The sequence below is a fragment of the Psychrobacter sp. ANT_H3 genome (genome assembly GCF_027919975.1).
In the GTDB taxonomy this organism is placed as follows: Bacteria; Pseudomonadota; Gammaproteobacteria; order Pseudomonadales; family Moraxellaceae; genus Psychrobacter; species Psychrobacter maritimus.
In genome coordinates this window covers 1-20,314 of the sequence record NZ_JAQISM010000005.1, presented here as the reverse complement: position 1 = coordinate 20,314, position 20,314 = coordinate 1, and the positions used below count along the sequence as shown (strand labels likewise).

16 protein-coding genes are annotated in these 20,314 nt (G+C 43.8%); 3 read left to right on the top strand and 13 right to left on the bottom strand.

What is annotated here, in order from left to right:
* Window positions 1-35: 35 nt before the first annotated feature.
* From nqrM to PG901_RS04390, 9 genes are all read right to left on the bottom strand, one after another.
* Window positions 36-281, bottom strand: a complete 246-nt coding sequence (nqrM, locus tag PG901_RS04430; RefSeq protein ID WP_201563905.1) for a (Na+)-NQR maturation NqrM — start codon at window positions 279-281, stop codon at window positions 36-38.
* A 122-nt stretch (window positions 282-403) separates the two neighbouring features.
* On the bottom strand, window positions 404-1,534 hold the full coding sequence (locus PG901_RS04425) for an FAD:protein FMN transferase (RefSeq protein WP_271133650.1): 1,131 nt from the start codon (window positions 1,532-1,534) through the stop codon (window positions 404-406).
* Between the two features lie 172 nt (window positions 1,535-1,706).
* Entirely contained in the window at window positions 1,707-2,507 is an 801-nt protein-coding gene (locus PG901_RS04420; protein WP_271133649.1) for an SDR family NAD(P)-dependent oxidoreductase, read from the bottom strand.
* Between the two features lie 185 nt (window positions 2,508-2,692).
* The gene (gene nqrF / locus PG901_RS04415; protein ID WP_201625644.1) at window positions 2,693-3,928 is read right to left on the bottom strand and encodes an NADH:ubiquinone reductase (Na(+)-transporting) subunit F; all 1,236 of its coding nucleotides are present in this window, start codon (window positions 3,926-3,928) and stop codon (window positions 2,693-2,695) included.
* Window positions 3,929-4,051: 123 nt separating this feature from the next.
* Window positions 4,052-4,660 (bottom strand): NADH:ubiquinone reductase (Na(+)-transporting) subunit E, encoded by a 609-nt coding sequence (nqrE, locus tag PG901_RS04410; protein WP_011281361.1) that lies wholly within the window; start codon window positions 4,658-4,660, stop codon window positions 4,052-4,054.
* Window positions 4,660-5,331 carry an NADH:ubiquinone reductase (Na(+)-transporting) subunit D gene (locus PG901_RS04405; RefSeq protein ID WP_201563913.1) on the bottom strand — a complete coding sequence of 224 codons (672 nt, stop codon included), beginning with the start codon at window positions 5,329-5,331 and terminating at the stop codon, window positions 4,660-4,662. The genes nqrE and PG901_RS04405 overlap by 1 nt, the downstream gene beginning before the upstream one ends.
* Before the next feature lies 1 nt (window position 5,332).
* Window positions 5,333-6,265: a Na(+)-translocating NADH-quinone reductase subunit C gene (locus PG901_RS04400; RefSeq protein ID WP_271133648.1), complete on the bottom strand. Its 933-nt coding sequence runs from the start codon at window positions 6,263-6,265 to the stop codon at window positions 5,333-5,335.
* Complete coding sequence (locus PG901_RS04395; protein WP_271133647.1) at window positions 6,246-7,481, bottom strand: NADH:ubiquinone reductase (Na(+)-transporting) subunit B; 1,236 nt, start codon at window positions 7,479-7,481, stop codon at window positions 6,246-6,248. Before PG901_RS04395 ends, PG901_RS04400 begins: the two co-directional genes overlap by 20 nt.
* A 5-nt stretch (window positions 7,482-7,486) precedes the next feature.
* Window positions 7,487-8,839: a Na(+)-translocating NADH-quinone reductase subunit A gene (locus PG901_RS04390; protein ID WP_201563919.1), complete on the bottom strand. Its 1,353-nt coding sequence runs from the start codon at window positions 8,837-8,839 to the stop codon at window positions 7,487-7,489.
* Window positions 8,840-9,858: 1,019 nt separating this feature from the next.
* Between PG901_RS04390 and hisA the strand changes: the two genes are divergently transcribed.
* From hisA to PG901_RS04375, 3 genes are all read left to right on the top strand, one after another.
* Complete coding sequence (gene hisA, locus PG901_RS04385) at window positions 9,859-10,599, top strand: 1-(5-phosphoribosyl)-5-[(5-phosphoribosylamino)methylideneamino]imidazole-4-carboxamide isomerase (RefSeq protein WP_183619188.1); 741 nt, start codon at window positions 9,859-9,861, stop codon at window positions 10,597-10,599.
* A gap of 193 nt (window positions 10,600-10,792) precedes the next feature.
* Window positions 10,793-12,466, top strand: a complete 1,674-nt coding sequence (locus PG901_RS04380) for a mechanosensitive ion channel domain-containing protein (protein ID WP_271133646.1) — start codon at window positions 10,793-10,795, stop codon at window positions 12,464-12,466.
* A 119-nt stretch (window positions 12,467-12,585) separates the two neighbouring features.
* Entirely contained in the window at window positions 12,586-12,876 is a 291-nt protein-coding gene (locus PG901_RS04375; RefSeq protein WP_271133645.1) for a hypothetical protein, read from the top strand.
* A 142-nt stretch (window positions 12,877-13,018) separates the two neighbouring features.
* On the opposite strand, the gene rnr is transcribed toward PG901_RS04375, so the two are convergent.
* The 4 genes from rnr to thrS form a co-directional block, all read right to left on the bottom strand.
* Window positions 13,019-15,313: a ribonuclease R gene (gene rnr, locus PG901_RS04370; RefSeq protein ID WP_271133644.1), complete on the bottom strand. Its 2,295-nt coding sequence runs from the start codon at window positions 15,311-15,313 to the stop codon at window positions 13,019-13,021.
* Between the two features lie 156 nt (window positions 15,314-15,469).
* On the bottom strand, window positions 15,470-16,714 hold the full coding sequence (locus PG901_RS04365; RefSeq protein ID WP_201563925.1) for a toxic anion resistance protein: 1,245 nt from the start codon (window positions 16,712-16,714) through the stop codon (window positions 15,470-15,472).
* A gap of 426 nt (window positions 16,715-17,140) precedes the next feature.
* Window positions 17,141-17,644 carry a translation initiation factor IF-3 gene (gene infC / locus PG901_RS04360; RefSeq protein WP_045447656.1) on the bottom strand — a complete coding sequence of 168 codons (504 nt, stop codon included), beginning with the start codon at window positions 17,642-17,644 and terminating at the stop codon, window positions 17,141-17,143.
* A 23-nt stretch (window positions 17,645-17,667) separates the two neighbouring features.
* Entirely contained in the window at window positions 17,668-19,602 is a 1,935-nt protein-coding gene (gene thrS / locus PG901_RS04355) for a threonine--tRNA ligase (RefSeq protein ID WP_201563927.1), read from the bottom strand.
* Between the last annotated feature and the right edge of the window lie 712 nt (window positions 19,603-20,314).

Sequence of the window (20,314 nt, the reverse complement as noted above, 5' to 3'; positions counted from 1 at the left end):
TAAATACTACCAGCATATAGTAACAAATAAGGCGTTTATACAGACTTACCTAGTTGGGCAGCTTTAAGGGCAGTTTCTTGCTGTTGGTCGACCAGTGAATCGCACTTATTGGGATCGTTACCACAGAATGAGCAATGCTCGTCGCCCATCAATTTTGCCACACCGCCGCAAGAACCTCTAAGCGGCTTTTTCTTGACCATATAACCGATGCCCATGAAGATAAAAAACAGCATGAAGACGGTAAAGGTGATAGCAAGCATAGGGAGCAATTGGTTAAGCATAGAGGGAACCTCTCGTTTAAAATATAGGACAGTCATCTAGTCGATAACTTGCTTATAGTATAGCAAAATTTCGCCTGCTCCGTTTGTGCTTAGCAGGCATAGTAAAGCCCATGCTTTTGATATTAGGACTTTTTGTCGGCACGTAAGGCTTTCATCGTAGGGGTTTCTACTACTTGCCAATCATCGATACTGTCGGCCGCTGCACCGAGATTTACATTATCAGCCAAGATAACAAATAAGGCGGCGATATTGTGCTCTTTGGCAGTGGCAAGGGCTTTCTCATAAGGCATCGCGGTCAAAGCAGTTGCCCAAGCATCAGCCAGTGCGACTGTTTCTGCTGCCACAGTCACTGATGGCGCGCCACCAACAATGGGCTCACCCGTTGTTGGGTCAATGGTATGGCTGTAATGCTTACCGTCAAAAACGACGGAATTGCGATAGTTGCCAGAGGTTGCTAGCGACATAGTAGAGCCATTATTAATAGGCTGGCGAATCACTGCCATGGTTTGGCGTGCGCTCACCGTGCTGCCTTCGATGGGTGCATCAATGGCGATTTGCCACGGTTGCTGCTGAGCGCTGACCCCAGAAGTCGCCACTTCGCCGCCAATTTCAACCATGTAATTGCGAATCTGATAGTTATCTCTGAGTACATCGGCAATGACGTCAACACCATAACCTTTAGCGACCGCCGAAAAATCAAGCTCGACGCCATCTTTGGTTTTATAAATGCTTTGCTCTTTTTGTATCACGCTTTTAAAGTCGACCAAGGCTTTAGCTTGTGCAATCTCAAGCGCTGTCGGTGGACTTTGTAAGCGCTCAACCGTCATGGTACTGCCAAAGCCCCATGTTTCAATCAATGGCATTACCGTCGGATCAAAAGCGCCACCTGATAGCTCATAAACTTGCTTAGACGCTTCCAACACATGGCTAAAATCGGCGTCGATAGCAATGGGTGTATCTTTGCCTAACTGATTAAATTTAGAAATAGTAGAGTCTGCTTGATAAGTGGACATGCTGTCATTGATGTCTTGCAAGCGCTTATCGATGGCGGCTTGTATGGCAGATTCATCAGCGCCTTTAGGCAATTGATAACTAATATGGTAGCTGGTACCCATGGTCTCGCCGCTGAGATTGTTATAATCGGTTTTTTGCTGGCAGGCGCTAATACTTAATACAGAGCCGATAGCGATTACGGACAAGAAGGCGGGTTTTATGAATTTGTTAGCAGAAGAAAACGCGGTTAAATTTGTCATATAAGTCATCACAGCTTGATAAAGCGAAGGGGTGAGTGGGGGCGTTAGCTAGTAAAGAATGGTTATTTAAGAACAGTTAATAACTAACTAACTAAGCGCTGCCTATTTTACACCCCTTGTCACCCATAACGCCAATCATCGACTTAAAACCTAATTGCTGAGTTTGTTAGATTTATCTTACTTTCGATTCACGGATGAGCTTATAAAGTTTTGGCGGCGATAAGCGATTGACTTTAGTGGCGAGTTTTTCTTTATTACCAGCAACGATAATATATTCTTCACCTTTAGTCAGTGCTTTGACGACTTGTTTGGCAAATGTAGTCGCGGTCAGTCCTTTATTGGTTGCCTCGTCCATCGTACCCTGCGCGCTACCATCACCCGTTAAGGCATTTATAGAAATATTGGTTTGAATAAATCCTGGGAATATCGTCGCCACCTCGATGCCTTGGTCATGCAATTCAGCGCGTAGACTGTTTGCCCACATATGGATAGCCGCTTTTGCAGCACCATAAGCGCCGCGATATTGGGTCCCAAGTAAACCTGCCACGCTCGATACCATGACAACTTTGCCGCCACCTTGCGCAATCATATCGGGCAATACCAATCTGGTCAGCCGCGTTTGCGCAAAGTAATCTATCTCCATGATTTGGCGTTCGACGTCTTCAGTGGTTTCCATGATAAGCGAACGTTGACTGACGCCGGCATTATTAATCAGCCAATCCACTTTTCCAGTTTGGGCTTTGATTGTTTCATAGGCTTCTTTTGCTTGCTTAGCATCGGCGATATCAAAGGAGACAACGATATGTTTTTTGCTGTTATTACAGCGACTTTTAACCGCTTCTAATTTATCCTTATCACGGCCACTTAAAATAATGCTGGCACCGCGTTTGGCAAAGGCGATAGATAGTGCTTCACCGATACCGCTAGAAGCACCGGTTATCCAAATGGTTAAATCTTTCACTTTGGTTTTCATAAGAATCCTTTCTTGTGCGAATATGTTTTTCATCACATCATCTAATTTATTTAGCCCATAAAAAAAAGAGCCTCCATTGAGACTCTTAATTTAGCATATATTATCTGGGTAATACTGTTTGCTTGATGAACAGGTTTTATCACCCAATTTAATCAAGCAGCTTAACCACCCGCTTGACCACCCACTTAACCACCAAAGTCATCAAGCATGATGTTTTCATCTTCCACGCCCAAGCTGTGTAGCATGTCGATTACCGCCGCGTTCATCATCGGTGGCCCACACATGTAGTATTCACAGTCTTCTGGATTTGGATGGTCTTTGAGATAATTCTCAAGTAGCACGTTATGGATAAAGCCCGTTGGACCTTCCCAATTGTCTTCTGGTAATGGGTCAGACAAGGCCACATGCCACTCAAAGTTATCAAACTCTTCTTCTAGTTGATCATAATCTTCAACGTAGAACATCTCACGAATCGAGCGCGCACCATACCAAAAGCTAATCTTACGGTCGGTATGTAAGCGTTTAAGCTGATCGAAGATGTGCGAGCGCATCGGTGCCATACCCGCACCACCACCGACGAAAATCATTTCAGCGTCAGTCTTTTTGGCAAAGAATTCACCATAGGGCCCCGAAACTGTCACTTTATCGCCAGGTACGAGACTAAATACCCAAGAGGACATTTTGCCGGGTGGAATACCGTCAGGACCACGTGGCGGTGGACTGGCGATACGGATATTAAACTTAATAAGGCCTTTTTCTTCAGGGTAGTTGGCCATCGAATAAGCACGAATCACCGGCTCATCAACTTTTGACACATAGTTGAAGATACCAAATTTTTCCCAGTCTTCGCGATACTCTTCGTCAATCACAAAGTCTTTATAATGCACTTCATGCGGTGGCGCCTCTAACTGTACATAACCACCGGCACGGAAGTTAACTTCTTCGCCATCTGGAATTTTAAGCACCAACTCTTTAATAAAGGTGGCAACGTTATCATTAGAGATAACCTCACATTCCCACTTTTGTACATCAAAGAATTCAGGGTCAATCTCGATTTTCATGTCTTGCTTTACCGCAACCTGACAGGCAAGACGCATGTGGTTACGGATTTCACCTTGGGTAAAGTACCCTTCTTCGGTGGGCAGGATAGATCCGCCCCCTTCAATAACGCGGCAACGACACTGCGCACACGTACCACCGCCACCACAGGCTGAAGATAAGAAAATACCTTCGCTCGCCAGTGTTTGTAGCAGCTTGCCGCCTGCGGGTGTCACGACGTCATTATCGGGATTATCATTAATATGGATAGTAACATCGCCTGAACTGACCAGTCTTGAGCGCGCCGCCAAAATAATGGCAACGAGTCCCATGATGATCAAGGTAAACATAGCAACGCCACCAATCGCCGTAGCGTAATCCATGGTAGGTATCCTTAATCTATGGAGTAGGGGTGCGAAAATACGTCATTGCGTGTTTCCTGAACCCCTACCGAATAAATGAATTAAATAGGTCAAATCGCTAAATAGGCTTTTAAGCGTAGCGGTTTAAATTGACATACCGCCGAAAGACATAAAGCCCAGTGACATCAGACCAACCGTGATAAAGGTAATACCAAGACCACGCAGCGGTGCTGGAATGTCTGAGTATTTTAGCTTTTCACGGATACCCGCCAAGGCGGTAATTGCCAATGCCCAACCGAAGCCTGCGCCAACGCCATAGACGACTGATTCGCCAAAATTATAATCACGCTCAACCATAAACAGTACGCCACCTAAGATGGCACAGTTGACGGTAATCAGGGGTAAGAATACCCCTAGGGCGTTATACAGACTTGGAACGAACTTATCCAAGAACATCTCTAGAATCTGTACCGTGGCAGCAATCAAACCGATATAACTGAGTAGGCCTAAGAAGCTTAAATCGATATCAGGGAAACCTGCCCATGCCAGTGCACCATCTTTTAGGATGAACTGAAACAGCAGATTGTTTAGCGGTACAGTAATCGCCATGACGACGACGACGGCTACCCCAAGACCGATAGCGGTTGAGACCTTTTTTGATACCGCTAAAAAGGTACACATGCCTAAGAAGTAGGCCAGCGCCATATTCTCGATAAAGACCGAGGTTATAAATAAACTGACATAATGTCCCATTAGTGACCGCCCCCTTGTGCCATGCCTTTAGATTGCGGCTTCATTACAAATTCAGCTTCTTCGACCTGTTCTGGTTTCCAGATACGGATAATCACGATAAACAGGGCAATAATAAAGAACGCTGACGGTGGCAATAGCAATAGACCGTTTGGTACGTACCAGCCACCATCGGTAGCGGTTTGCAAAATAGTCATGCCAAACCAGCTGCCTGCGCCCAAAATCTCACGAATACTGGCGACAAATAGCAATACTGCCGAGTAACCAAGACCGTTACCAATACCATCTAAAAAGCTTGGTACTGGCGGATTGCTCATCGCAAATGCTTCAGCACGGCCCATTACGATACAGTTGGTGATAATCAAACCAACGAATACCGACAGACCTTTACTGACATCATAAGCGACCGCTTTTAAGATTTGGTCAACCACAATAACCAATGACGCAATAATCGTCATCTGCACGATAATACGAATGCTTGATGGGATTTGCTTACGGATAATAGAGATAAAGAAGCTCGAAAATGCCGTGACCAAGGTCAACGCCACACTCATTACCAACGCATTCGCCACACTCGTAGTAACTGCCAATGCCGAACAAATACCTAAGATTTGTAGCGCAATAGGGTTATTATCAAAAATAGGCGAGGTTAAAATACCTTTTGTATCAGCCATGTTATGCCTCCTTGCCGTGTGCTGCTGGTACTACTGCGACCAGTTCGGTTACGGGATGCGTCTGCTGTTGATGTAAGTTCTGACCCAGCTTTTTATACGGGCTTTGACTGGCTTTGACTTCTGCACCCGCCAGTGTTTTACCGCTTTCTTCACGCAGCTGGTCTAAATATGGCTTATAGCCTTGCTCACCGAGCCAAAACTGAATCATGTTACTTACGCCGCGACCGGTTAAGGTTGCTCCACTGATACCATCAACCCAGTTATCTTTTGGATTACCGGCTTTGGTCACACCAGTAGCAACAGCGCCGTTTTCGTCATAAGAGTGAATACCGCTCCACATGGCGCGCCACTCAGGCTCCTCGATACGAGCGCCTAGACCTGGGGTTTCTTTGTGCTCATAGAAACTGATACCTTTAATGGTATTCATGTCACTTTCAAGCGTTAAGAAACCATAAATCGTACCCCATAGTCCATAACCTTGAATCGGCAGGACCACCATTTCAGGCTTTCCGGCATCATCACTTTTAACATAGACCTTGGCATATTTAGGAACACGACCGATACCGGCAGGGTCGTTGCTGCCCAAGTCTTCACTTAAGGCTTTGTTCTTGGTCGCTTGACTGGCATCGTAAGCATTACGATCAGGAATACCAGCGGCTTTTAGCGCGTCGTCATCGAGGTAGTTACCTTTACTTAGGTCAACGATTTTTACCTCAAAGTCTTTAAAACGCTCAGCCACATCTTCATTGGTATCTGACGCAGGGTCAAACATACCGGCTGCAACTAAGATGTTTTTGTTACGGTCTAAGCGCGCGTTTTCAACTTGCGCTGGTTTTAAACCAACAGCAGCGGCTGAGACCAATACAGAACACACCAAGCATAGCGTCAGCGCCACACTGATGGTTTTTGCATTATTACTTTTGGGCTTGGACATAGCGAACCCTCCGTGCTGTTTGGCGCTTGATATTTGCTTGCGTCACAAAATAGTCAAATAGTGGCGCAAATAAGTTGGCGAATAAAATGGCAAGCATGATGCCTTCTGGGAAGGCTGGGTTGACGACGCGAATCAATACGGTCATAAAACCAATCAAGATACCATAAGCCCAGCGGCCTTTATTGGTATGCGCAGCTGATACAGGATCGGTTGCCATAAACACCGCACCAAAGGCGAAGCCACCGATAACTAAGTGCCAATAGAACGGCAGTTTCATCATCATATTGTCTTCAGAGCCAATCATGTTAAATACTAGCGATGTGGCAATTAGACCGACCACACAACCTGCCATGATGCGCCATGAGGCAATGCGCGTCCAAAGTAGAACCACTGCACCCATTAAGATAGCCAGTGTTGATACTTCACCGATACTGCCTTGCATATTACCTAAGAAAGCATCAGTCCACGTAATGGCATTGCCATAGACATCAACGAAGTCTTGTGGGACGACGCCAAGTGCAGCCAAACCAAGTGGTGTTGCACCCGAAAAACCATCAACCGCGGTCCATACTGAGTCGCCAGACATATAAGCTGGATAGGCAAAGTATAAGAAAGCACGACCCGAGAGGGCAGGGTTAAGGAAGTTTTTACCCGTACCGCCAAAGACTTCTTTTGCTACGACCACACCAAAGATAATACCTAAGGCAACTTGCCATAAAGGAATATCTGGTGGTAGACAGAGCGCAAATAGGACAGAAGTTACAAAGAAACCTTCGTTGACTTCATGTCCGCGCACCACGGCGAAGATAATCTCACAGAGAATACCGACCCCAAAGGTGACCAGATAAATCGGTAAGAATTGCATCGCCCCGTAGACAAAGCTTGCCCAGATACTGTCTGGGTTGTAGCCTGCCATACTGGTGATAACCGTGCGCCAACCTTCAGGCTGCAAGCCAAGCGTTGCAATCGCCGTTAATGCTTGATGACCGATATTATACATACCCCAAAACATCGCAGGGAAGGTACATAACCAAACGGTAATCATAATACGCTTGAGGTCAATACCGTCGCGTACGTGTGATGATGCGTATGTCGTTGAGCCTGGTTGACGTAAAAACGTATCAAACATCTCAAAGATGGCATAATATTTTTCGTGTTTGCCACCCTTGGTGAAAGACGGCTCCATACGATCGAACATATTGTGTAAAAATTTCATCGTGGTTAGCCCTCCAGCTCAATGCGCGTTAAGTTATCACGCAAAATATCGCCGAATTCATATTTGCCAGGAGATACGAAGGTGCATAATGCCAAATCTTCTTCGTCCAATTCAAGTACGCCCAAATCGACGGCGCTGATGATGTCTTCGACAATCAAGGCACGTAATAGCTGCGTTGGCAGGTAGTCTTGTGGCATGACTTCTTCATAGACACCGATTGGCACCATTGCGCGCGGCGAACCATTGCTTGAGGTGGTAAAGTCGTATTTCTTACTACCAAAGAACTTAGAAATATAGATAGGCAGTTTTGAGAAACGGTTGCTACCGATACTTAAGAAATGGAACGCTGGGCGCTCACGACCTTCGGTTAGCACACTGACTTGATTATGGAAGCGACCAAGATAAGCGGTATTACCAAACACTTTGCGACCTGATAGCACAGAACCTGAAATCACACGGTTCTCACTTGCTTCAAGCTCACCTTTAGTCAATGCTGTGATATCAGCACCGCGTTCGGTGACGATTAAATGCGGGTTTTTAACCGCAGGACCGGCAAGGCTAAGCATACGGCGCGTGTATAAGCGACCGGTGGTAAATAGCTTACCAATGGCAATCACGTCTTGATAGCCAATCGTCCAAACGGTCACACCGCGCATGATAGGATGCAAAAAGTGAATGTGCGTGCCCGCAAGACCGGCTGGATGTTTACCGGCAAAGCTATGATACTCAGTGACATTATTAGCCGCCGTTTTGGCAACTGGCGTCAACTGGGCATCACCGTGATGGCAGACAAAGGTCTTGGGGCTGAGCGTTGATAATACGGCAAGTCCGTCATTAAACGCCTGCAGTTGCTCATTAATCAGCAACATCGGGTCAAACGCTAATGGATTGGTATCCATGGCGGTGACAAAGATGGCGTGAGGACGGGCACCGATTTCAGGAGAACGGCTATAGGGACGCGTACGGAACGCGGTCCATTCACCAGAGGCAAGCAGTTGGGTTTCAACGACTTCAGAATCTAGGTCAGCAAGTTGCTGGGAGTCGTAGCGCTGAAATTCTACTTCTTCACCGTTTGGGTCGACCGCAATCACAAGACTTTCGAACACACGACGCTCACCGCGATTAACGGCGATGACCTTACCAGCAGCAGGGGCGGTGTAGATAACGCCGACACGTTTTTTATCTTCAAAAACGGGCTGACCTTTAGCTACGATGTCGCCTTCTTTGACATTCATCGTGGGCTTCATGCCCACATAATCATAGCCAACAAGTGCCACATGGGCGGGTCTGTGCTCAGATATCTCGCGGGAGGGTTCACCAGTGATGGGTAAATCCAAACCTTTTTTGATGGTAATCATAAGCGAAAACTTAGTCCATAGTCTAAAACGATACCAGACGTCCTGTTTGGTATATCGGCAGCATGAATAACAGCGTCATCAATAAAGTCCTTAATCAAGCCCCAAAAAGGGCGTGAAAAAGCGCTCTAGACATAACACATCATCATAACTACAAGTAAGAGTATTAACGCTGACCTTAGACTCCTTAACAACACGTTAATGTCTTATTCGAATGACCAAAGTGACGACTGGCTACCAAGGTGTACACTAAAACCTTTAAATCTCATGCCATCCTCAACTAGGATGACGTTAGATAAAAGACAGTTTTACCATACGATTTATTAAAATCTTAAAATTTGTCGTATTCAAAATCCTAATAGCTATAAATCCTAATAACGATAAATCAGAACATCTGTTAATCATAGAATCTTTAAATCACAGGATCTGTGTATTTTAAGCAGCGCTATTCATTCGAGTGAATATAAATGAGGAATAAGTGACTTGTTTATGTTTTGTCCAAGCCATCTTTTAGAAAACTATCCAAGCGCTGTTTAACGAACTATGGTTACAGGGTAAACTCAATTGCTTGATAAGCGCAATTTGTAAGCGTAAGCATTAATCTGGTTGTTAACACTTAGCTCATATTTACCTTGTGCTGATTGTAATCGTCGATAGGTAGCAGACGATTAGGTTTTATCGCACAAATACAAATTTACCTAGGATTATACGCTAAACTGACCTAAAATTGCCAGTTGGTAATTGAATTTACCTAATGTTGCTAGTGAATCCACGTGCTAAAACTTATGGTTATGATTGTCGTTTTTTTGCCATTATCCAGCCAAATTTTAAGCAATTTTTATATTTTCTACTGTCATTTTAATATTTAACGAATTTCTCCTAACAGCCGCTTTTAATTTGCTATGCTAAATGACTTTATAAGCAGTCGCTTTTAAGTAGCTATTGATTAAGTAGCTATTGACGCTTGTTTCACTTTTTAATGGTTTTTTTATTGTCCATATCGTTTTTATAAGGAATGCTATATGTGTGCTGTCCCTGTCATTATCCCTGCTATTGATTTAAAAGATGGTAAATGTGTGCGCTTAAAACAAGGTCGTATGGAAGACGATACGGTATTTTCTGATGATCCGGTCGCCATGGCGGCGCGTTGGGTCAATGAAGGCGCGCGTCGCTTGCATTTGGTCGATTTAAATGGCGCATTTGACGGGATTCCAGTACATAAGCAAGTGGTCAATGACATTGCTAAAGCCTTTCCTAAGCTGCCGATTCAATTGGGCGGCGGTGTGCGCAATATGAAAACCATCGAGCAGTATATTAGCGCGGGTCTCACTTACATTATTATTGGTACCAAAGCCGTTGAAGAGCCTGATTTTGTGGCCGAAGCTTGCCGCGAATTTGCCGGACATATCATCGTCGGTATCGATGCCAAAGACGGCATGGTTGCGACACACGGTTGGGCAAACGTGACCGATACTAAAGCGACTGAGCTTGCCAAGCGCTTTGCTGATGTCGGCGTATCGTCAATCGTTTATACCGATATCAACCGCGATGGCATGATGCAAGGCGTCAACGTCGAGCAGACCGTCAACTTAGCGCGTGAAGGCGGCTTACCGGTGATTGCATCAGGCGGCGTCACCGATATGAAAGATATCGAATTGCTAAAACCTTATGGTGATTGCATCGAAGGTATCATCACTGGTCGTGCTATCTATGAAGGCACCTTAGATTTGGGTGAAGCGCAGCTTTATCTGGATGGTAAGTAGTTTTAAATAGCTATATTTGCATAGCATGATTGCAAATGTAGCATAGAGTTAGAATACAAAAGGGATGCTTATGGCAGCGTATTTTGACCAGCCTGAATTACGTAGGCTACGTAGGTCAAGCAAGCTAGGCAAGTCACGCATAATGGTAAAGGCGTGCGGTCAGTTACTGTTGCTCTTAAGCATCGTTTTAAGTATGCCCACTTATGCGGCTGAAAAAAGCAGTACAAGTGAGAATGTTGCACTCACTGATGCGTTTGCTGATAATAATGCCGTTAATAATGAACCAAGCGCTCAGCCGACTACTGTACCAACTATTAATGACCCAGCTATCAACAATCCAGCTACGAGTGATTTAAATAACGGGCTAAATAGTACTATAGCTATCACGCCTGAGATTCCGAATACTTCTGACACTGCACCGCCGACGCCCGTCCAGCTACCACCTGTTATCAGCGGTGAAAGCACCAATAACGCTCAAATCGAAACCACCCCAACACCATTAAAAGACAATGACATTCGTCAACGTATTAGTGGCATTTTTTCCGAAATTGACGGCTTACAAGCAGTTAATGTTAGCGTCAACCAAGGCGTTGTTACCTTAACCGGTGAGACTCCTAATGAGAAAAAAGCCCAGCAAGCCATTAATTTAACCAATCGCTTAACGGACGTGGTGACGGTCGAAGATAGAATCAATCGCACGCTTGATGTGCAAGATAATGTCTCGACCGTTTATCAAAGCCTCAAGGCACAAACCAAAAACTTAGTCAAAGCTTTGCCATTATTACTGGTAGGGATTGTTTTATTTGCCTTGGTCACGTGGTTTGGCAGCTGGTTATCCAATCGCAAGAATATGTGGCAACGCCTTACGCCCAATCCTTTTGTTGCAGAGTTGCTTGCCCAGACCGTTAAAGTCATCTTTATCGTTTTTGGTCTTATTTTAGCGTTAAGTTTGATTGGTGCTGAGACTATCTTGGGCACGCTACTTGGCGGCGCAGGCGTTATTGGTATCGCCGTTGGTTTTGCCGTCAAGGATACGATTGAGAACTATATTGCCTCGCTCATGCTCAGTATTCGTCAACCGTTTCGCGCCCGCGATCATATTTTGATTAATAATCAAGAAGGCATTGTGGTACGCCTGACCTCACGTGCGACGATTTTAATGACCTTAGATGGCAACCAGTTGCGGATTCCCAATGCCGAAGTCTTTAAAGCCACGATTTTAAATTACACCAAAAACCCTGAGCGCCGTTTTACTTTTGAATTAGGCGTAGATGCCAATGATGATCCGCTTGCTGCCATCAAAGTAGGTATCGATGCCATATGTCAGTTGGGTTTCGCTCTAGATAAGCCAAAGGTTACTGCCGTCATCAAAGAAGTTGGTGACTCAAATATTATTTTGCAGTTTCAAGTATGGGTCAATCAATTGGAAGCTGATTTTTCCAAAGCCCGCAGTATCGCCATTCGCGAAACCAAGCATGCGTTGGAAGATGAAGGCTTTAGCTTACCCGAGCCTATTTATCAGCTGCGTTTTAACCATAAGCTAGAAAAAGCGTTTGAGCAGCTCCAAAGCAGTCAAACGAGCGATAAGGCGCAAACGCAAGTAATAGTACCGCCAAATATTGCTAAAGCTTCTGAGACTTCTAGCGCTTCTCAAATATCTAATGAAGCGCAAGCTCCTGAAACCACAATGGAATATAAGGATAAAAAACAAGCCAAAGCGCGGGCAAAACATATCCTGCAAGGTCGGAATGCCGACGAAGTGCTTGATGCGCGTCCTGATGAAAAATTGATGGAAAAGGTCGAGCAAGAAATTGCTGAAAATTCAGATGAGACGGATTTATTGAGTAATAATAGCCCGCAAGAGTAGCCCGCAAGAGTAGCGTTGAAGATTACCTATTAAAAGGTGAGTACCAACTATAAAAGTCGGCATAAAAAATGCAGTGAAACGTCTATCTACATTTTATCGAAATAGACGAGACATTTTTTATGCAAATCAAACATCTGATTATTTTTGCTTTGGCAGGTATTGTTGTTTTATTGGGGTTTAATATGATTAACGGCAGCCAACGTGAAAAAAATAGAGAAGTAATAGCCGCTAGTAATGAAGTAGAACAGGCTAATGCTGATACTAGCAACGTCAATAGCAATACAGCAGATATTGCAAGCCAGCCCTTAGGACAGCAGCCAAAAGCCATTATTGATAAGGCAACCACTCAGATAGCGCAAGCAGAGCAGACGAGCCAACAACGTGCCGAGCAAATGACAGATACACAGTAGTTGTTTTAGTGCCTAAAGTTCTTAGTGATTGGTTTTTTTAGGGTTTAAATAGCCGTTTAATTAAGCGCCAATTAATCGATACATATAAAAAAAAGACTAACGTTAACGTTAGTCTTTTTTTAATCTTAAGTTTTAGAAAGCCTTAGCTTTTCTTGCTAGCGCCTTTACCACGGCTGCTGCTTTTCTTAGCAGACGTTTTGTTAGCCGGAGTTTTGCTAGCCGATGTTTTCTTCGGCTGATCTCGTTTGGTTTGATTCATCTGGCTTGCTTGTAGCTTGGCTTTGAGGTCAAAGTCGATTTGTAGCAGGTCCATATTGACGCCCGCTACTTTTACTTTGACCGAATCACCGAGACCAAATACTGTGCCTCTGTCTTTACCGATAAGCTGTTGTTGCTGCTCATCATAGACAAAGAAATCGTCACCAACGTTTGAGATATGCACTAAACCATCGATATATAAATCGGTCAAGGTCACAAATAGACCGAAGCTCGTCACGGTAGTCACGACGCCATCGAACTCTTCGCCGACATGATCTTTCATATAATGACATTTGAGCCAAGATTCTACATAGCGCGATGCTTTTTCGGCGCGGCGCTCAGTATCTGAGGTTTGCGTGCCCGCACCGTCAAGTGAGAAGTCCATCACTGGCTGCTGACTATTTGTCACTTTTGCTTTAATCGCGCGATGCAGCATTAAGTCAGGATAGCGGCGAATCGGCGAGGTAAAGTGGCTATATTCGTCATAAGCGAGACCAAAGTGCCCGATATTGTCAGGCGCATAGTTCGCTTGCATCATCGAGCGCAGCAGCATGCTATGGATGCTAATCGCGTCAGGACGGTCTTTAGTCGCTTCGATAATCCGCTGATAATCTGCTTGCGTTGGGCTTTCTTCTGGGAAGCTTAGACCAAAGTTTTTTGCATATTCATGGATACGCATCGACTTTTCGCCATCAGGCTTATCATGGTTACGATATAAAACAGGCAGCTCATTTTTCAGCGCAAAGTTTGCCGCACAAGTATTGGCAAGCAGCATGCACTCTTCGATAAGCTTTTGCGCATCACCGCGTGTACGCGGTAAGATGGCTTCGATACCACCTTTTTCATTGAACTTAATATAAGTTTCAACCGTTTCAAACTCCATTGCATGGCGCTCTTCACGCTTTTTCAGCAGTAGCTCATACAGTTGATGTAAGGTATCGACCGATTTTTTGACGTCTTTATTACCAGTTAATGATTCAGGCACGCTGTTATCGTTTGGATCAGCAAGATAAGCGTTCACTTGATTATAAGTCAGACGCGCTTGTGAATGCATAACTCCAGGATAGAACTCATAGCCTGTAACCTTGCCTGCACGCGATATCTTAATATCGGCAACCATACAGAGACGGTCGAGATCAGGGTTCAATGAACACAGACCATTAGACAATACTTCTGGCAACATCGGAATCACGCGATGCGGGAAGTAGACTGACGTGCCGCGCTCATAAGCATCTTTATCGAGTGGCGAGTTTGGCGTGACATAATAACTGACATCAGCAATCGCTACTAAAACACGATAGTTACCGCCCGAGCGTTTTTCTGCGAATACTGCATCATCAAAGTCGCGCGCATCTTCACCATCAATAGTAATTAGCGGTAAATCACGTAAGTCTCTACGACCTTTTAAGTCTTTTTCGGTTGGTTCTTGATAAGCATTGGCTTGTTCAAGTGCCGCTTCACTAAAGTCTGATGGAATATCATAGTTGAGTAAAGTAGTCTCAATAATCAACTCACGGTCATTATCATCTGATAGCACTTCAGTGATTTTACCGGTGGCAAATTCATGCTGGTTCGGCCAATCGATAATATCGACTTTAACCGGCGCACCTTGTTTTGCATTAAACGCTTGAACGTTTTCTTCAGTAACGGTAATCGGCTGATGGTTGTTTGGGCTACCAAGCTCAACACAATAACCATCTTCATCATGCGCCAATGTCCCAATAAAGTTGCTTTGGCGGCGTTCAACGACATCGACAATACGCCCTTCGGTACGACCACGGTTATCTGTTGACGTGCCAACGGCTTCTACCGTATCGCCATTAAAGACCCAGCGCATCTGCTTTTCATGCAAGAATAGGTCAGGCATATCACTTAATAATACAAAGCCAAAACCTTTTGGATGCGCAGTCACCGTACCTGTGACGATATCGTGCTTGGTCACCGTACGATAGTGATAAGGACGCCCGTCACGGTTTACTTGGCCATCACGCGCCATTGCTTTTAGGCGATTGCCCAAAGCATCAAATTGGTCAGGATCATCAATATTAAAGGCTTTTGCCAATTGTTGATGGGTGACTTCGCCATGTTCGTTAATCGTACTGAGTATCAGTTCGCGACTAGGAATAGGGTTTTCATATTTTTGTGCCTCAGTTGAGGCGTTTGGATCGTTCCAACTCATAAATTACCGTATCTATTTTTAAAATTATTAATAAGAGCTATCTTAACACGAACAACGTCGCAATATCTTAGGTCAATTGTCTTATCTGTATCAGATAGCAAGTAGCTGTCAGCTTTTAATAGCCAGCAGCATTCGTCATTCGAAATAAACCAAATATCAAATATCGATATCGACCGTATTTGATTGATTGGTTATTTTTTTACTGTCTAACTCTTTGGATACCTCAAGTACCGTCGTTTGATTCGACTTATCGAGATACTTCTGGGCTTTATCCACTTCAGTCGTCAAGGTATTGACCGTCTGCTTCATATTTTCTAAGGCTTCGATTTTATAATTGCTAATCATATCCATCGTATCATAGACATTATTAAAGGCATTTTGCAGTTTATCAAGCTCAATTGTGCTGCTGGTTGCTTGCTCGTGAATTTCCAAGGACTGACGCTTAAGCATCGCCGACGTTGATTCAATCAAGCTGCTAGTCGTTTTATTTAACGCCGTGATTTGGTCGAGTACCAGTTTTTGATTGGTCATCGCTTGGGCAACGACAACCGCCGTACGTAATGCAGAAATAGTTGTCGTGGTCGCGCGGTCTACGCCTTTAATCAACTCTAAGTTATTTTTACGGATGGTATCAAGGGCTAAGTAGCCTTGGATATTTACCGCCAATTGGGTCAAGAAGTCGGTATTTTTTTGACGCACATAAAACAGCATCTCTTCTTTAATGATACGCGCTTTTTCAGGGTCAGTCGCTTCAACGGCATAAACTTTTTGTTCAAGCTGCTCATCGATTTTTTTACCGACATAGATATATTGGCGAATCGATTGCATCAATTCCCACATATTGACCTTTTCTTGCTCAATCATGGCATTGTCTTTGAGCAGCTCGTCTTTGCCATTATAAAGGCTGGTCACCACCGCGTTGATATGCGATTGCGCTGACTCGTACTGACGGAAATAATCTTGGACTTTGTTGCCAAATGGGATGAGACCAAACAGCTTACGTGAGCTGGTCAGCTCTTTTTTGCTCGGATCTAAATCTTCGACAATCCCGCGCAGCTCAGTCAATGATTTGGCAATAGGGGAGTTATCAAACAAGCTGTTATTGAGACTTTTCGCTGGTAAATCGAGCATACGATTAGACACTTGCGCCGATTCGCGAATCTCTTTATTACCCAAATTATGGATAGATTGTACGTTTTGCTGAAACTCAGAGCTGTGTACTGAGTTATTAATCACATGATCAACAAAGGCGTCGACCTTGGCATCAAGTTCTGGAATCTGGCTTTCATCCAATTTTACCATTTGATCGGCTTCGCTTTTTTGTATTTCTTTCACCGGTTCAGGCGCGGTCAAAGTGATACTTGGCGTCGAGGTATTTTCGGGTGGGGTTAATTCTTGCATGGAATTTCCTATAATAGCTGAAAAGGGCGTTGTTGGTTACCAACGATATTAGCTTTTGATGAGACTCTTAGTTAGTCGTGGTATCGATTGTTTTTATGCCCTTAATGGTTTTATTCGAATTATATTTAAGAGTGATAGCGCTGACCTTTAGATTAACTGGTAATGAAAAGGTTGAGAAGATGGATTTTGTAAACTGCGGTTTATAAAAGGTTTATAAATAATCGTCACTGATTATAGTCAACTTATTATATGCAAGAATAAGCATTTAGGGGGCTAAATATTAAAAAACCACCAATATCCCGTAGCATATTGATGGTTAAGATTATAACTATCTTTATCAACGATCTGTCTATATCAGTTAATTATTTATATTAACTAACAGGCACATCGATTTACAGCCACCACTAGCAGCAATCTATAAGCAGATTACTTTTTCTTAGTAGGCCCAAGCAGCATACCCATTTGACGACCTTCCATCTTTGGATATTGCTCGACGTTTGCAATCTCAGCGGTGTCTTCGATGATGCGATCTAGCTGTTTACGACCAATCTCTTGGTGCGCCATTTCACGACCACGGAAACGGATACTGATTTTAACTTTGTCTTGGTCTTCTAAGAAGCTGACGATTTTTTTCAGTTTTACCTGATAATCGGCTTCTTCAGTACTAGGACGCAACTTCATCTCTTTCAGCTGAGTTTGCTTTTGGTTCTTTTTAGCTTCTTTCGCCTTTTGCTTTTGATCATAGAGGAAATGCTTATAATCCATGATTTTGCATACGGGCGGTTTGGCTTCAGGAACCAATTCGACCAAATCTAGACTGTCCTCACGTGCCGCTTTCATCGCGGTTTCGATATCTACCACGCCCATCTGTTCGCCGTCTTCTTTAACGAGACGGACTTCTTTAGCTGTGATATCTTCGTTGATGTTCAAACGGTTTGACTGTTTAATAGGTATTACTCCTCATCTGTTTTTGGGGTCTGTCGGCCTTTTTTACCAACAGCAGTCTGTACTAATGTAATAAATTCTGCAACGCTCATCACGCCAAGGTTTTCACCTTCGCGAGTACGGACATTGACACTGCCCGATTCGACTTCTTTATCCCCTAATACTAGCATATAGGGAACGCGTTCTAATGTTTTCTCTCGTATCTTAAATCCAATCTTTTCGTTACGCAAGTCGCTAGTGGCTCGTAAACCCGCATTTTTCAGCTGACTGACCACATTTTCACAAGCATCCGCTTGTTTATCAGTGATATTCATCACCGCTACTTGTTGCGGTGCTAACCATACTGGCATCCAACCGGCGTAGTTTTCGATCAAGATACCGATAAAGCGCTCAAACGAACCTAGAATTGCACGGTGCAACATAATAGGGGTTTCGCGCTCATTTTGCTCATTAACAAATTCAGCATCAAGGCGCTCAGGCATATTTGGATCAACCTGAATCGTACCGCACTGCCAGACGCGACCTAAACTGTCTTTCAGACTAAACTCAATCTTCGGACCATAGAACGCGCCTTCACCGGGTAGATATTCCCAATCAAGACCTGAGCTATCTAGTGCATCTGCCAAGGCTTTTTCGGCAAAGTCCCAAGACTCATCGCTACCAACACGTTTTTCAGGACGGGTCGAGAGCTTCATAATAATATTATCAAAACCAAAATCTTCATAAACGGCAAGGGTCAGCTTAATAAAGTCCGCCACTTCTTGCTGAATTTGCGCTTGGGTACAAAAGATATGCGCATCATCTTGGGTAAATCCGCGCACGCGCATCAAACCATGTAATGAGCCTGATGGCTCATTACGATGACATGAGCCAAACTCTGCCATACGTAGTGGCAATTCACGGTAAGATTTTAAACCTTGGTTAAAGACTTGCACGTGACACGGGCAGTTCATCGGTTTTACCGCATAATCGCGGTTTTCACTCGAGGTAGTAAACATATTGGTCGCATAGTTACCCCAATGTCCTGAGCGTTCCCACAAGCTGCGATCGACGATTTGCGGCGTTTTAATTTCTTCATAGCCATTATCATTTTGTACTTTACGCATATATTGCTCAAGTACTTGATAAATCGTCCAACCATTGGCATGCCAAAACACCATACCCGGCGCTTGCTCTTGCATATGGAACAGATTTAACGCTTTACCAATTTTACGGTGATCACGTTTTTCGGCTTCTTCAATACGTTGGATATAGGCTTTTAAATCTTTTTTATCCGCCCACGCCGTACCATAAATACGTTGTAGCTGTTCGTTTTTGGCATCGCCGCGCCAATAAGCGCCTGACATTTTGGTCAGTTTAAATACTTTTAAGAAGCGGGTGTTTGGCACGTGTGGACCACGGCACATATCAACATATTCTTGATGATGATACAGACCAAAGGCTTCTTCGCCCGGCATATCATTAATCAGCTTAAGCTTATAGTCTTCGCCGCGCTCTTCGAATATCTTGATTACTTCATCACGTGGCGTGATTTTTTTGATAACGTCATAATCTTGCTTAATCAGCTCCATCATGCGTTTTTCAATTTTTTCCATGTGCTCAGGGGTAAATGGCGTCTCACTATAGATGTCGTAATAAAAGCCATCTTCAATCACAGGACCAATCACCATTTTTACGTCAGGATATAGCTGCTTAACCGCATGACCTAATAAGTGGGCAGCCGAGTGGCGAATGATATCGACACCGTCAGCGTCTTTTGGCGTCACGATTTCAACTTTGGCATCATGGGCGATAGGGTCGTGCGCATCGACTAACTGACCATCTACGCGCCCAGCGACCGTCGCTTTCGCCAATCCTGCCCCAATACTTTGCGCCACTTCCATGACCGTTGTATTGCCTTCAAAGTTTTTTACGCTACCATCGGGTAAAGTAATCGCTACCATAATCTATTCACCTTTTTGCGTCCGTTGGCAGTGATGATTGCAACCATCAATCATATAACCGTAAGACTGCGTCAATTATATCTAACCGCTATGATATGTTGGATATGTTGTAAGAAATGAGCATTAACTACAAGCACTGCGCTTAAACTTATATAGCATCATATATAGTGTGATAATTATTAAGTCATCTGATAACTGATAATTAACTTACTATGATGTCAAATAAGCACCCTTCTAATAAAGGTAAGCAGACATGCTATGCAGTAATGTCATAAAAGCAGCTATTATAGCAAAAACTGTCTATCAACACTAGATAGTAGGGGTTAGGTCAGCTTCTATATCCAGTTGCTATATAAATGCATATAAGTGAGTTATATAAGTGCACTTAGGACTAATATCAATAGAGATGAATATAGACATCATTAATATCGATTAATAATCGCACTAAATCCTATCTTTATAGGCATAATAAGTTGACATGCAGTTTTTAAATGGCAGATTGAATTGAAAAAGCAGTTAAAAGCAGACGCTAAAGACGGTTTATAGCATAAAATCCTAATGTTTTGATAAATGGTTTTACTCTAAGTTATTGAAAGATATGGCTTGTTTATTATCTTCTAAAATTAATTAAGAAATCTATCGAAAAGCAGTTGACACCCAGCTCAAACCGTCTATAATACGCACCTCATTAAGACGAACTGGAACGACTTAT

What these genes read in the sequence shown, in the direction of transcription:
- PG901_RS04375 (WP_271133645.1), top strand. Translation starts at nt 12,586, where the DNA reads ATGCAAATCAAACATCTGATTATTTTTGCTTTGGCAGGTATTGTTGTT.
- PG901_RS04420 (WP_271133649.1), bottom strand. Translation starts at nt 2,507, where the DNA reads ATGAAAACCAAAGTGAAAGATTTAACCATTTGGATAACCGGTGCTTCT.
- PG901_RS04400 (WP_271133648.1), bottom strand. Translation starts at nt 6,265, where the DNA reads ATGTCCAAGCCCAAAAGTAATAATGCAAAAACCATCAGTGTGGCGCTG.
- PG901_RS04390 (WP_201563919.1), bottom strand. Translation starts at nt 8,839, where the DNA reads ATGATTACCATCAAAAAAGGTTTGGATTTACCCATCACTGGTGAACCC.
- PG901_RS04380 (WP_271133646.1), top strand. Translation starts at nt 10,793, where the DNA reads ATGCCCACTTATGCGGCTGAAAAAAGCAGTACAAGTGAGAATGTTGCA.
- PG901_RS04395 (WP_271133647.1), bottom strand. Translation starts at nt 7,481, where the DNA reads ATGAAATTTTTACACAATATGTTCGATCGTATGGAGCCGTCTTTCACC.
- hisA (WP_183619188.1), top strand. Translation starts at nt 9,859, where the DNA reads ATGTGTGCTGTCCCTGTCATTATCCCTGCTATTGATTTAAAAGATGGT.
- PG901_RS04405 (WP_201563913.1), bottom strand. Translation starts at nt 5,331, where the DNA reads ATGGCTGATACAAAAGGTATTTTAACCTCGCCTATTTTTGATAATAAC.
- thrS (WP_201563927.1), bottom strand. Translation starts at nt 19,602, where the DNA reads ATGGTAGCGATTACTTTACCCGATGGTAGCGTAAAAAACTTTGAAGGC.
- nqrF (WP_201625644.1), bottom strand. Translation starts at nt 3,928, where the DNA reads ATGGATTACGCTACGGCGATTGGTGGCGTTGCTATGTTTACCTTGATC.
- PG901_RS04365 (WP_201563925.1), bottom strand. Translation starts at nt 16,714, where the DNA reads ATGCAAGAATTAACCCCACCCGAAAATACCTCGACGCCAAGTATCACT.
- rnr (WP_271133644.1), bottom strand. Translation starts at nt 15,313, where the DNA reads ATGAGTTGGAACGATCCAAACGCCTCAACTGAGGCACAAAAATATGAA.
- PG901_RS04425 (WP_271133650.1), bottom strand. Translation starts at nt 1,534, where the DNA reads ATGACAAATTTAACCGCGTTTTCTTCTGCTAACAAATTCATAAAACCC.
- nqrE (WP_011281361.1), bottom strand. Translation starts at nt 4,660, where the DNA reads ATGGGACATTATGTCAGTTTATTTATAACCTCGGTCTTTATCGAGAAT.
- nqrM (WP_201563905.1), bottom strand. Translation starts at nt 281, where the DNA reads ATGCTTAACCAATTGCTCCCTATGCTTGCTATCACCTTTACCGTCTTC.